The organism is Massilia sp. R2A-15 (assembly GCF_030704305.1).
In the GTDB taxonomy this organism is placed as follows: Bacteria; Pseudomonadota; Gammaproteobacteria; order Burkholderiales; family Burkholderiaceae_D; genus JAFCUW01.
The window spans coordinates 1,812,325-1,825,407 of the sequence record NZ_CP131935.1; the positions used below are offsets into that span (position 1 = coordinate 1,812,325).

The following is a 13,083-nucleotide window of genomic DNA, read 5'->3' on the forward strand; positions in this document are numbered from 1 at the left end:
CGCGGCGATGCGGCATCACGGCTTGTCGTATATAAGCGAAAAGCAGATTCAGGCTTACCTCATTGCCCGTGATGTGCTGCGCCGATATCAACGGACCTCCTCGTGTGTGGTGGAACCGCCAAACCCGGTATCTCACCTCCGCGAGGCTTCCCATGCGGACTCCCGATGAGCGTAAACGCGCATCGCCGCATGCTGGGGCAACGCCGAATCGCTTGTGCCAGTCGTTGGTACCATCATGAACAACGTCCTCCTGCACAGTCGTTGTTGTTCTACGTTCGCATGTGCGAAGTGAGCGAGTCGAATGACAGGAGTGCCAGCGCAAAGCGAACGTGTGTTAAGGGGCGACAGCCGTCACTCAACTCTAGCGTCCGGTCATCCGCTTTCGCTGCACGAGGGGGCGAAGCGGGCGCTAGGCAACGTGGCGTGATGTCCGGAGCCATTGAGGTTGAAATGATCTCGGCGTGTTGATGCCTGATGGTGGAAGAAGGGACGGCGCGGTTAGCCGCCCCGTTTTTGTTTGTGCGTCTTTTTGCGAGAGTGAGGGCGGGCGCGTGTACCTGTGCCTGGGGGCGAATTGTGGTCATTGCGCCCCTGGTCGCGATACATTTTGCAGCCATATCTCGCAGGCATTTTAAATTTTAAAATAATTGGGGTCTTGAGGACTAATGCAGGATAGGCTGACGCCGGTCAAAGTGCTCCACGCACGTTTGACTACCATGGACTCATCGACCGACGTGACCACCTCGCGAGACGACCATGACGACCGCACTGCGCCCAAACCGTATCAACATCGACCTCGGTGAATACAAGCAGGCCTGGCTGGATTACTGCAAGGCGCATTCGACAACCCCGAGCGAGGCGTTCCGACACATCGTCGCCAAGCTCACCGCCGGCGCGGCTCCCGAACCTGCGCCGCAAGAGACCCCGCGATCCGCTGAAAAGATACGGCGCGAGATCCGCCTGACCCGATCCGAACTGACCCGCGCAGAAGCGATTGCGAAACACGAGGGCTTCTCGCTGACGCGCTGGATCGTCGCGTTGATAAACGCGCGATTGGACAAGACGCCGCAACTCGGACAGCGCGAGCTCGAGATGCTGGCGCGGTCAAACCTGCAGATGCTCGCGATCGGTCGCAACCTGAATCAGCTGGCGCGGGCCGCTAACCACGGCATACCGATAGGCACGGGTGGAAGGGACTTGATCGAGGCGTTGCGCACCACCGTCATGCAGCACGCGGGCCAGGTCGCCAGCGTAATGACGGCCAACACCAGCCGCTGGAGTCACTGATGAACGCGCGCCAAGTCGACGATGCGCTGCAGGAATGGGGCAACCGCGTTTTCAATGGCGGGCCGGTGAAGAAGCGGATCCGCAAAGGGATGACAGGACTGCGCCTACTGGCGCCGCAGGCAGCCGGCGCCGGTTCGGGGCGAATGGATGCCTCGCAGGTGCGCCGCAGAGTGCATTCGCTGGTAAAGCGGCGACCTCAGGTCATGGTGCGGATATCGGGAGGCGGGAAGACTATCCGCCATATCAAGGCGCACCTCGATTACATTTCGCGCAACGGCCAGCTCCCGCTGGAAGATCAACAGGGTGACAAGTTCACTGGAAAAGACGACCTCGCTGCCTTGCGCGACGAGTGGCGTTTTGGCGGTTTCGCGATCGACGACAATGCGACGACGCGTCAGGCCTTCAACATCATTCTGTCCATGCCCGACGGAACGAGAGATGTCGCAGTGCTACGTGCAGCCCGCGAATTTGCTGCTTCCGAGTTTCAGAGCTATCAGTACGCGATGGCCTTGCATACCTTCGATACGGACCCAGACGCTGTTCCGTCTCCGAACCCGCATGTCCATCTCTGCGTGAAAGCAATCGGGCTTGACGGTGTGAGGCTGAACCCGCGCAAGGCGGACCTGCAGCGCTGGCGGGAAGCGTTTGCGGAGCGCCTGCGTGAGCATGGCGTGGAATGCGAAGCGACGCCGCGGCTGCAACGTTTGCAATCCCGACGTGGCGACAAGCAAAGCGTTCGCCACAAGAAGGAGCGGGGGGAGCGCTTCGATCGGATCGGGATTGCTGTGCCAGATCCGCAGCGCATCGAGAGGGCGCGCATGGCCGAGGCCCAGGTGGTGGCCGGTTATCAGGGACTCGCACAGACACTGGCGGCCTCCGAACGAGAAGAGGATCGACAGCTTGCGCTCGAACTGGCGTTGGAGGTGGCGGCAGGGACGAGACGCAAAGCGCGCGACCGGGAAGTTACCCGCGATCGACAGTAAACGATGGAGGCGACAATGGATTATTTGGGCGGAGCGGCAGGCAAGCCAGGCCGGTTTAACGTCTTTAGTTCCTGCTGGTCGTGGGGGATGTTCTTGTTCTGGAAGCTCGCGGTGCCGTTCCGGTTGATTGCGCTGGGATGGCGGGTGATGGTCGCGCTCGGGGTCGGCGTGGTTCGTTTTGGAGTCGAGCTTACTGCGGCAGTGCTGGGTGTCACAGTTGCGCTGTTCGTTGGCTACTGCGTGATGCGGACGTTGTTGCACCCGTTATTTCAGAGTTAGAAGGAGCTCCATCGGTCCGCGCACCTTGCCGTCGGAGCGGCTTGCGCTATACTGTATGCGCATACAGTAGTTCTTCGGGGGCGAGATGTTGGTAAAGGTGGCACAAATGTTTGAGGATGGCGGCAGACCGCTGCCGCGCAATCGCGCGGTGACACAGCAGCCGGTACACGTCGGTAAGCTTAGCATGTGTGATCAACATGACAGGCAGTTTCGCCGCAGTGTGTGCACTGCCTATTTGAGAACGACAGAATCTGGAGTGGACGTCTTGCCTCCCCTGCGCGATGCGGTTGTGCGCTGGCTGGGCGACGGAACCGTGACGATCAGCGGCTTTGAAATGGACGCATTGTCAGGAAAATGCGTCGCCCAGTCCTGGCTGGCGCAGTTGATTTTCTCGGATGTCGAAGGATAGACTTTGCTGAATTCTGTTAGGTGCGGGCAGAGTTACGCCGTTATGCGCGAAAAATTTTAGGTCGAATGTGGCCTTTACTCGGTGGCATTTCGCACATGCACGTTTTGCTTCGGCTTTCGACAGGGGCGTCATCTGTCGACTGCACGTCCAAGTCAATTCATTGCATTTTTCCATCGCGCGGCATGTCCGCGCGACTTAGTTCCCATCTTTTTCCGGCGCCACTGACAGTAATTGGGATTTCGATCGTGATGTTTTCGTACACCGCCACTGGGAAGGACGTGGAGGCAGCACGAGCTGTCGTTGATCGACTGGACTACGTCATTGAGCGTCCGCTCCTGACTGTGGATTCAATCGGTGGCCGCAACACTCTAACCCAAATTGCGCCAGCAGTATGAAAAAGGCGAGGAATCGCCAAGAAAAACTCGGACAGTGGCACCTGCAAAGTCAGAAAATCGACTGCGTTCGAAAAATCCCTCGCGGTCAGCGCCAATTTCATTTTTGCCGGCACAACTCGAATTGTTCAGCGCTTCCCAAATTGTCAATACCCTGTTTATGGGATTACAACAGTTATTGCCTGACGTAGTCTGGAATCACGGCGTTTGTTTGACCGCGTCTTTAAAAGCGGAGCCCGGACAACCCTGTAAAACCGATTACTAAGGGAAAAATTATGAAAAAAGACTATCGACTGGTATTAGGCGCAGCATGTCTTGCATCGTTTGGCATTGCCGGTTGCGGCGTCGGCGTCGGCGACGACATCAGTTCTGCTGCCCCCGTTAGTGCTACCTGCAACAACACGACTTTTCCAGACACATTAGGCTACAACGCGCTGCTTACAAAGTACAAGAATGACGGACAGTGCCTGCCCCAGGTCCAAAATGCTGAAGCGATGCGCCAGCAAGCAATCGCCAACTGCTCGGCCGGGAACGCGACGGCCGCAGCGACTGCAAAGTCGCAATACAACACGCTCGTCAATTACGTAAAAAGCATTGGGTGCGGTTGATCTGCGTCTTCACAGTTACCACTTAAAAAACGTCGAGGGTCTCGAAATGGTGCAATGCTTTCGCCTGATGACTATACTTGCCTGCTCGCTCTCTTTTACTGGTGTGCTGGCGCAGAGTCTGCCGTCAATATCGCCAGGTACCCAGGAATTTCAAGCCCGGGCACAGGCCTGTGCCGAAAGCGCCAAAAGCCTGCCAAAGTCGCTCAATTCTGTTGTCGACACGCGGTGCGCACTAGTCGCCTTGGAAGTGTGCATGCAAAAGTCGACGGGCTTCATTTCACAGTCGCAAGACGCCAAACGGACCTGCGCCTTGGTGAAGCAACTGGGCGGGGCCAACGCGTGCTTGCAGCCCTGTGCCGAGGCCATGGCGTTGAAATCGGGCGGCAAGGGGATCGTCGACCGCTACAGTGGACTGACCGAAGCCTCCGTCGCATGCTACAACAATGTGATGAGTACGATCCGAGACGTCGACCAAGGTAGCGATGAATGCCGGCTGAACCATGCATTGGAATGCCTGCAAAATGCCAGTGCGCTGCCGTCTGTGAACGAAGCAATAGTGCGCGAACGCAGGAGCGCCTGCAAGGCCTTTTCGACCAGCTACCCGAACGTGCCGTGCAGTGCTTGCCACGACGGTCGGCCAAGGGTCGATTACGAACGTAGCAAACAGCGTGACGTGATCGGCGTGGACGTCGTACCCCTCAAGTAAGCACGGTAACCGCCGCGCGCACGCGCCAACAAGGAATCATGATGCGCCATTTCCTGCTTGCCAGCTTCTTGCTGGGCTTCCTCATATTCAGTCTGAATTCGAATGCTGCGCGCGGCGAACCAGGACATGGTGAGCTGCGCGATCTGGCGTACGCCCAGGTGGCCGATAACACACTATTGTTCACTGCGACCTATCTTGGACGGCCGGTTCACCTCGTGCGTACCATCACCCATGGCAACGGCAGCTGGTCCGTGTTCGGGGGGACTGTGGCGCAGCGCATCCGCCTTACTATCGATGATCGTGATGGTCTTAACGAAATTGCGGCCGTTGATACCGGCGAGCGCATCACGGTGCAGCGGGTCGGTAACGAACGGATTGAATACCGTTTGTACTCACCGGATCGCCGCTGGATAACCGGCTCTGTACTGTTTCGCGACGGAACACGCTGGCGGCAGGGACTCATGACCAGCGCTGCTTTTCAGGGATACGGAGCACTCGTCGATGTAGTGGACGTTACCCCAGAGGTAATGCAGGCGGTAGTAAGCAAATTCGACGTGACTGCTGTGCTGGCGCGCAGTTGGAAGCAGTTTGAAGTTCTACCGGTGGCGCATGCCCAGGTAGACGATTTAATCCATCGCTTCTTCAGCGATAGGAGTGCCGGCGCCCGCGAATTTTACCCCTCCCCCATGCAAGAAATGCTCAATGCTTCGCTTGTAGGAGCCGCAGCTTTTACAGGGCGACTAGTTGCACAAGCAGCTGCCCATGGAGAGCTGGCGAGCGCGGCTGGGGTTATCGCCGCAACGACGCCTTTTGTCGCAAGCGTGGCCGCGGTCGTTGTCGTGGCGGTCGCTGCGCAGCACGTCACCGACTGGGCGAACTCCCCAGCGTTGCGTAGCACGGCATCAGCGCGTGAACTGTACCAACGTTTGACTGCCCAAGCCGCCTACAGCGCGCCGAGCCAACTCGGCGCGCCGCCGGCGATCGACCATTCGAGCGAGCCCCTACCGGTTCGCGGCGCAGGTAGCGCCGGGGACATTCTGCGGTACGAAGAGCAGGCGCGACAGAAGAAGGATCAGCTCGACTTCGTGAAGGAACTCAAGGCCGTCGATAGGTGCATCGGCAGTCGGGACTTCACGTGCGCTGAACAGCACCTCAAGACAGCAGGTGGACTACAAAGCGGTTACCTTGATATCAACACCCTCGATGACGCGTACCGCCGGCTGCGCGAAGCAAAGGCGCCCAGGTCGCCGGGCTCACCGGCGCCGGTCGTGGCCTCCCCGCGGCCCGGTGAAAAGCAGGATGGTTTCACCGATCATCTGGGCACCGCGCGCAGCGAAAGGGAAGCTTGCCAGCGGGCTCAGGAAAAAGCACAGGCCGATTCCGGTACCGCACAGGCTTGCCGCTGCGAAGTGCGTGGCGAAATGCATTTTTGCCGTTCCGCTTCGGGCGGGTGAGCGCCCCCTGCGTATGCGTTTGTTGGCAGTGTTCCCCAGTGCGCCAGGGCGCCAAATGCCGCAGCTGGCGGCTGATGATTCGAAGGCAAGACATGTAGCGCCACGACGATTGGGGTGTGTTTTAAGACGAGGGCCCGACAGTGGACCGGTTTATCCTTTGCAATGAATGCCTGACCGGATATTAGACAAGTTCCTACGTGATTCGGTACCTCAGGCTCGCCATACCGATTGATTTGGAAGCCCGTGTGACCATGGCGTTTCAGCCAGGATGGACCGCCACAACCGCTCGATTAACATATTATTAAATTTACAATAGGATGAGTGACGAGGTGTAAAATTGTAGCTACTATGTGCAATTTCTGCACTAGGGGCAGCAATGGGAGATACAGAAGTTCTTGCGCTCGCTGGCTCGTTCTACGATGGCATTTTGGCGCCACGCGGATGGGATGAGGCCCTGCGAAAGATTACCGCAGCAACAGGCTCGCAGGCTGCCTGCCTGGTCGTATGGGACCGGCGCCGTGATCAGGGCATGGTCGGGGAACAGATCGGCTTGCCGCCGGAGTTGAGCGAAGAATATGCCCGCCACTATCATTGGATCGATCCTGCGCGCGCCTGGGTTGACCAACAGCCCCTTGGCGGATGGTACCTGGACGAACGCGACCTCGGTGCGGGGGTGATGCGGCGCGCGCCTTTCTACCAGGATTTCCTGTGCCGCTACGAGCTCGATTCGACCATGACAGCGCCGGTGGTTCGCGATTCGGTCGGGCACGATGGTTTCCTGACCTTGAGTTCGCGCATGGGCATGCTCGACCAGGCTCCAGTGGCACGGCGCCTGCAAACGCTCATGCCGCATATCCAGCGTGCGGCCCGACTGCGTTCTCGTCTCCTGGCACTGACCCAGCCCAATTTCCTCCTGCACGATGTCCTCGACCGGGTTTCAATGCCGCTGATAATTGTCGATATGGCCGGGCATCCGGTGCTCAGCAACCGGCCCGGTAGCGCCTGGCTGTCGAGGCCTGAGCAGCCTTTTACTGTCCGTTCACCCATCCATGGTAAGGTCCTGTCGGCTGTCACGCGGGCATGCGGTGCCGGCGCCCGCGTCGCATCCATCGTCCGTCTACAGCAGACCGACGGCCGCCCGGTCTTTCTCAATGTGATCCCGCTTCCCGACACCTGGGAACAGGGGTGGAAGCGCGGCGGGCCCAGCGCGCTGGTGGTTGTGATTGACATTTCAGAACGCCAGCCTGAGGGAGGGACGGGCCTGCACGAATTGTTTGGCCTGAGTCCTGCCGAAGTTCGTTTGGTTGAGCAGTTACGCCGGGGCCTGTCGCTAAAGGAGGCAGCGGACACCTTGCAGATCTCCGTCAATACGGCGCGCACGCAACTGAAGGGAGTTTTCGCCAAGCTCGGTATCCGTAGGCAGACTGAACTGCACATGCTGCTTGGCCGTCTGGAGGTTTTCGACCCGCTGTAACCTGAAGCGATATGCAAGGTCAATCATCCGGAATGGGCGAAATCGTCGCTGGGCATGTACATTAATCTAACGCTTGAAAGGATCTAAAAGCCGCTGTGGCCGCTGCTTTGGTGTTGCCGGACTTGACCGGTAACGGAGGACGTTGCTGACAGACTGACGTCGACATCGCTTGGGCGGGAAGCGGTACGATGTGACCGCTGCAGCTTGCATAGGGAGTCCAGCCCGAACTTCCAGTTGAACTGGTTATTCGTCAGAAGCACCACCCAGCCAGCGGTGAGGTCATCTTCCTCGTCAATCGGATAATTAACCGTATAGCTGGCTATCGAATGGTGGCTTTTCGATAGCTAATATCGAATTGGCGCAAAACGGCGGCTCCTGGCACGAAGCCACTAGATGTTTGCAGTCGGAAGCGGCCTTATAGACAGAAGGCCGCTAACCTAGAATCGGCAGCGGCCGGTCAATTATTGTACCGGCACGCCCGTCCACGATTCCCGGCTGGACATATCCTGATGCTCGGCAGTTCTGCGGCGATACGATCGCCGCCGGACTGCGCGCGATCGACTTGGCTCACCTCGGCCTACCGGGACATCCCGATTGGCGACACCGCCCATCAATAGGTTACGATCCGGGTCGGCAGCGATCCGGCCACGTCCGCGCCCGATGTCACCAAACAAGCGAAACGGTCGGGACGTGACGCTGGTATTCAGCGCGGCGAAACGGTAAGTACCGTGAACGTGTCCAGCTTCAGTTTTGTCTTGGGCTGCTGACCTTGGACCTGCTGCGCCGGCGCGTCGTCAATCTGGGCCGCCGCGAGATAAATCGCATGGGTGCGGGGATCGAGCGCCATGGTGCGTGCGCGCGGCATGGTGGCGACGGTTTGCAGGATCGCATATGGCGCATGCGCATCGACGATAGTGAGCGTGCCTTCACCATTCGACGCAAAAGCCAAACCGCGCTCGGGGTCATAGGCCGTCGCGTCGTTGCCGCGCCCGATCGCCGGCGCCGCGAGAATCTTGCCGGTCAGGCCGTCGACGATTGCCATTTTTTGGTTGTGGCAGCCGGCGAAAAGCCGGTCGGAAGCCATATCGATCGCCAGGCCGGCCGGCTCGTCGCAGACTGACGATACATCGATCCGGCGAACGATGCGCAAGGTTTCCGTGTCGATGACAGCGATCGCGTTCTTGTCTTCGATAGCGATGAACAGCAGCCCCTTGGCGTCAACTACCGCCGTCTCCGGGACGCCTGGCAGGATCACGGTCGCGACGACTTTATTTGTGCTCGCGTCAATGACGCTCAGGCTCTTGTCCGCGCCATTGGCGACGAAGACGCGTCGGCTTTTCGGGTCATAGACAATCGAATCCGGTTTGCCTCCAACCGATACCGTAGCAAGAGGTGCCGAAGATGACAAGGCGAACACGGTCACCGAGTTGGTGCCGCCATTGCTGGTGTAGCCGCGGTCCTGATCGCTGGCGATGGCCACGCCATGCACGCCAGCGGTATTGGAAATGGTGGAGACGACGCGTTTGTCCGCCGTATCGAATACATCGACATGGTCGCCGCGGGTCAGGTACAGATGATGGGACGCTGCGTCCATCGACAGGTAGTCCCATCGCACCGCGCCGGGCAGTACCGTCTTTTCCGCGAGGCGGTATTCGCCTTCCGCGGCGGCGGCGCCGTGGCAGAACGCCCCCCATGCCAGCAGCATCGGTAGTGCGCGCTTGATCGTGTTCGACAATGGCATGGTATGCGGTTCCGAAATTAAGTTGAGAGTACTAAATTATGCACTACGTGATTTCGCCCGCGGTTCTGCCGCAATTACAAATTCGTAATGAACCGAATTGGGCCGCTAGCCTCCGACGATCCCCGCGGCGATGTTGATTGAGAGGCCGAGGATAGCGGTGTTGAAGACGAAGCTCAGGAAGGACTGCGTCAGCACGGTCTTACGTGCGCTCCGACTCATGATGCTCACATCGGAGGTCTGCGCGGCGACCGCGATAGTGAACGAAAAGTACAGGAAGTCCCAGTAGTCGGGCGCCTGCTCGTCGTCGGCGAACCGCAACGGGCGCCGGGCCGGATCTGCCCGATAGAACAGATGGGCGTAGTGAAAGGTGAAGATCACCGCCACCATGCACCAGGAGCCAAACACCGTTGCCCCGGTAAAGATGTAATGACCGACGCGGCGCGAGAACGGCAAATCATGCACGCCGGTCAGCTCGAGAACGATTGCGGCGATGCTGGCGACGGCCAGGATGGAGATGATCGCCAACACGACCTTGGCACTGTTGTCCTCCTGTTCCGCCATGCGCCGCACGCGCGCATGACTTGCGCGCGGCATCAGCCAGCCCATCAGAACCAGGTAGGACCAGATTGTGACGTTCCAGCCTCCCAATAGCCGCGTCACCATGCGCCAGTGCGGCGGCAGCAGGACGCCTGCGGCGGCGCCGAGCGCGAACGCGATGAGCAGCCTGGGCCGGCTCTTTGCAAAGCGATGAAGTGTGTGCACGGTGTCCTTCCTGCAAATATGATTGGACGAAATGGTAACAAGTGCATGGTGTCATGGGGATGGGCCGGTGATTACGAATAGGTAATCCAAGGCCGCACTTTACCGGACTGTTCGCTAGCGTACCGTTTGGCAGCATCGGCCTCGATACACTCGCGCCATTCCATTTCACGGGCGCTCAATGTCGATTCAATTAATGTGTGACCTCGCAGAAGCGGCGATTCCGCTGCGCCATCCCTGGCAGACCAGCGTCGGCAGTTGCCATGCACCCACCGCGCTGCGCGCCGATTGGCAGGCGCAACTGCGCCAGGCCAGGCAGGATCTGGATTTCCGTTACGTGCGTTTCCACGGCATCCTGTGCGACGATATGGGCACCCTGATTTGCCAGGACGAGAAATTCCTGTATTCGTTCTTCAACACCGACCAGATTTTCGACTTTTTGCTGTCGATCGGGATGCGGCCGATCGTCGAACTGTCCTTCATGCCCGCCACGCTGTCGTCGGGCGGGAACATCGTGTTTCATTACAAGGCCAACATCACGCCGCCGAAGGACTATGCGCAGTGGGGCGAACTGGTGCGCCGGCTGGTGGCGCACTGGGTCGATCGCTACGGCATCGACGAGGTGGCCCAATGGTATTTCGAGGTATGGAACGAACCGAACCTGGAGGCGTTCTGGACCGGCGGACAGGAAGGCTATTTCAAGTTGTATGCCAGTTCCGCCAATGCGATCAAGGCGGTCGATCCGCGCTTGCGCGTCGGCGGTCCCGCCACCGCGCAGAACGCCTGGATCGAGGAGTTTCTCGGCTATTGCGCAGTGAACCAGCTGCCTGTCGATTTCATCAGCACGCATTTCTATCCGACCGACGCCTTCGGTGAAATTGGTGCCGATACGGTCACCCAACTCGAGCATGCGCCGCTCGACGTGATGCGCGTTCGCGCTCTGGCCGCGCGCGAACAGGGGCAGGGCCGGCCGCTGCTCTACACCGAGTGGAACGTCACGTCGAATCCACGCGACCCACTGCACGATCATGCGTGGGCGGCGGCGCTCGCGGTGCGCATCCTGATGAGCGTGGACGATGTCGTGGACGCTTACAGTTACTGGACCTTTACCGACATATTCGAGGAAAACTATTTTCCCAGCCTGCCGTTTCACGGCGGCTTTGGCCTGATGAACCTGCATGGCATCCCCAAGCCGATCTACCGCGCCTTCCAGATGCTGCGGCGGCTGGGGGATCGACATCATCCGGTCGCGCAAGAGCATCCGACCGTTGTGCTGTGGGTAGGCGAACAGGGCGCCGACGCGGCCGGATGCAATATATTGTGTATCAATCAGGCGATGCCGCGCCATCCGATCGCCGACGAGACCGTGGCCCTCACGCTGTACGGCTGCGCCGCGCGGCGGGTGCGCGCCGTCTGGATCGAACGTATCGATGAGGAAAACTGCAACCCGGCCAGGCAGTGGGAGCAAATGGGCCGGCCCGAGTATCTTGCCAAGGCTCAGGTCGCGGAACTGGTGGCGGTATCGGTTCCGCCACGCACGGCGGTGGGGTTCGTGCAGGATGGCGACGCGCTGCGGCTCGAGTTCGGGATTCCGGCGCAGGCGCTCGCTTTCCTGCGGGTAGACTGGGAGAACGCATGATCGATGAAGGGAGCCAGGACCAATTCCTGACCAGCCTGCAGCGCGATTCCTTCGACTATTTTGTCAAGGAGACCAACCTGCGCAACGGTCTGGTGAAGGACAAGTCGGCCGACGACTGGCCGGCCAGCATCGCCGCGGTCGGCATGGCACTGACGGTGTATCCGATTGGCGTCAAGCGCGGCCTGATGTCGCGCGAGCACGCGGCCAGGCGCACCCTGACGACGCTGCAGTTCTTCGCGCAGAGCGAGCAAAGCGAGTCGCCCGGCGCCACCGGCTACAAGGGCTTTTACTATCATTTCCTCGACATGGAGACGGGCAAGCGCGCCTGGGATTGCGAGCTGTCGAGCATCGATACAGCGCTGCTGATGGCCGGCGTGCTCGCGGCGGCGGCGTTCTTCGACGCCGACAACGAACACGAGGCCACCATCCGCAGCCTGGCCGATCTGCTCTACCGCCGCGTCGACTGGCAATGGATGCTTGCCGGTTCGCCCTTGATCTGCCACGGCTGGAAGCCGGAAACCGGTTTCCTGCCGTATCACTGGGAAGGGTATGACGAGGCGCTGATCCTGTATATCCTGGCGCTCGGCTCGCCGACACTGCCGGTCGAGCCGGCCAGTTACGCCGCCTGGCTGGCCAGCTATGAATGGAAGTCGATCTACGATATCGATTACCTGTATGCCGGGCCGCTGTTCATCCACCAGATGTCGCACGTCTGGCTTGACCTGCGCGGCGTGCAGGACAGCTTCATGCAGGAGCGGGGCATCGATTACTTCGAAAACAGCCGGCGCGCGACACTGGTGCAGCAGCAGTATGCGATCCGCAATCCATTCAATTTCGAGCAGTACGGCGAATTCTGCTGGGGCGTCACCGCCAGCGACGGACCTGGCTACGTCGGCAAGAAGGTCAAGGGCGTCCAGCGCATCTTCTTCGATTACGTCGCGCGCGGCGTGCCCTACGGCCCCGATGACGGTACGCTGGCGCCTTGGGCGGTAGTGGCCAGCCTGCCGTTCGCGCCGGAGGTGGTGCTGCCGACGATCGAAGCATTCTGGCGCATGCGCCTGCACGAAGTGAATCCTTACGGTTTCAAGGCATCGTTCTCGCCGACCTACCATCTCGAGGGCGAGCGCCAGCACAAGGCGGGCTGGGTTTCGCCCTACCATTTCGGCATCAATGAAGGCCCGACCATCGTGATGATCGAGAACTACCGCACCGGCTTCGTGTGGAACCTGATGCGCCACTGTTCCTACATTCAGGCCGGCCTGCGCCGGGCCGGCTTCACCGGCGGCTGGCTCGATGCCGCCGTCACCGGCGGCTGGCTCGATGCCGCCGTCACTCCAGACAAGGCTCAATAA

12 protein-coding genes are annotated in these 13,083 nt (G+C 59.8%); 10 read left to right on the forward strand and 2 right to left on the reverse strand.

Features of this window, described 5'->3' with window-relative positions:
* Positions 1-756 precede the first annotated feature (756 nt).
* The 8 genes from Q4S45_RS08245 to Q4S45_RS08280 all read left to right on the forward strand — a co-directional run bounded on the left by Q4S45_RS08245 (position 757) and on the right by Q4S45_RS08280 (position 7,592).
* Positions 757-1,287, forward strand: a complete 531-nt coding sequence (locus tag Q4S45_RS08245) for a hypothetical protein (protein WP_305510849.1) — start codon at positions 757-759, stop codon at positions 1,285-1,287.
* On the forward strand, positions 1,287-2,270 hold the full coding sequence (locus tag Q4S45_RS08250; protein ID WP_305510851.1) for a relaxase/mobilization nuclease domain-containing protein: 984 nt from the start codon (positions 1,287-1,289) through the stop codon (positions 2,268-2,270). The genes Q4S45_RS08245 and Q4S45_RS08250 overlap by 1 nt, the downstream gene beginning before the upstream one ends.
* Positions 2,271-2,285: 15 nt before the next feature.
* Entirely contained in the window at positions 2,286-2,549 is a 264-nt protein-coding gene (locus tag Q4S45_RS08255) for a hypothetical protein (RefSeq protein WP_305510853.1), read from the forward strand.
* Positions 2,550-2,655: 106 nt separating this feature from the next.
* A complete protein-coding gene (locus tag Q4S45_RS08260) occupies positions 2,656-2,958 on the forward strand; it encodes a hypothetical protein (protein WP_305510855.1) in 303 nt (100 codons plus the stop codon).
* Between the two features lie 667 nt (positions 2,959-3,625).
* Positions 3,626-3,958 carry a hypothetical protein gene (locus tag Q4S45_RS08265; RefSeq protein ID WP_305510857.1) on the forward strand — a complete coding sequence of 111 codons (333 nt, stop codon included), beginning with the start codon at positions 3,626-3,628 and terminating at the stop codon, positions 3,956-3,958.
* A 253-nt stretch (positions 3,959-4,211) separates the two neighbouring features.
* The gene (locus tag Q4S45_RS08270; protein ID WP_305510859.1) at positions 4,212-4,664 is read left to right on the forward strand and encodes a hypothetical protein; all 453 of its coding nucleotides are present in this window, start codon (positions 4,212-4,214) and stop codon (positions 4,662-4,664) included.
* Positions 4,665-4,702: 38 nt separating this feature from the next.
* Positions 4,703-6,118, forward strand: a complete 1,416-nt coding sequence (locus tag Q4S45_RS08275; protein WP_305510860.1) for a hypothetical protein — start codon at positions 4,703-4,705, stop codon at positions 6,116-6,118.
* A 376-nt stretch (positions 6,119-6,494) separates the two neighbouring features.
* Positions 6,495-7,592, forward strand: coding sequence for a helix-turn-helix transcriptional regulator (locus Q4S45_RS08280; RefSeq protein WP_305510862.1), 1,098 nt, complete (start codon positions 6,495-6,497; stop codon positions 7,590-7,592).
* A gap of 703 nt (positions 7,593-8,295) precedes the next feature.
* Here Q4S45_RS08280 and Q4S45_RS08285 read toward each other — a convergent pair.
* Together Q4S45_RS08285 and Q4S45_RS08290 are read right to left on the reverse strand one after the other, a co-directional pair.
* The gene (locus Q4S45_RS08285) at positions 8,296-9,333 is read right to left on the reverse strand and encodes a YncE family protein (RefSeq protein WP_305510864.1); all 1,038 of its coding nucleotides are present in this window, start codon (positions 9,331-9,333) and stop codon (positions 8,296-8,298) included.
* Positions 9,334-9,438: 105 nt separating this feature from the next.
* Positions 9,439-10,095: a DUF1345 domain-containing protein gene (locus Q4S45_RS08290; RefSeq protein WP_305510866.1), complete on the reverse strand. Its 657-nt coding sequence runs from the start codon at positions 10,093-10,095 to the stop codon at positions 9,439-9,441.
* A gap of 193 nt (positions 10,096-10,288) precedes the next feature.
* On the opposite strand from Q4S45_RS08290, the gene Q4S45_RS08295 reads away from it, so the two are divergent.
* Complete coding sequence (locus Q4S45_RS08295) at positions 10,289-11,731, forward strand: glycosyl hydrolase (protein ID WP_305510868.1); 1,443 nt, start codon at positions 10,289-10,291, stop codon at positions 11,729-11,731.
* Entirely contained in the window at positions 11,728-13,083 is a 1,356-nt protein-coding gene (locus tag Q4S45_RS08300; RefSeq protein ID WP_305510870.1) for a glucoamylase family protein, read from the forward strand. The genes Q4S45_RS08295 and Q4S45_RS08300 overlap by 4 nt, the downstream gene beginning before the upstream one ends.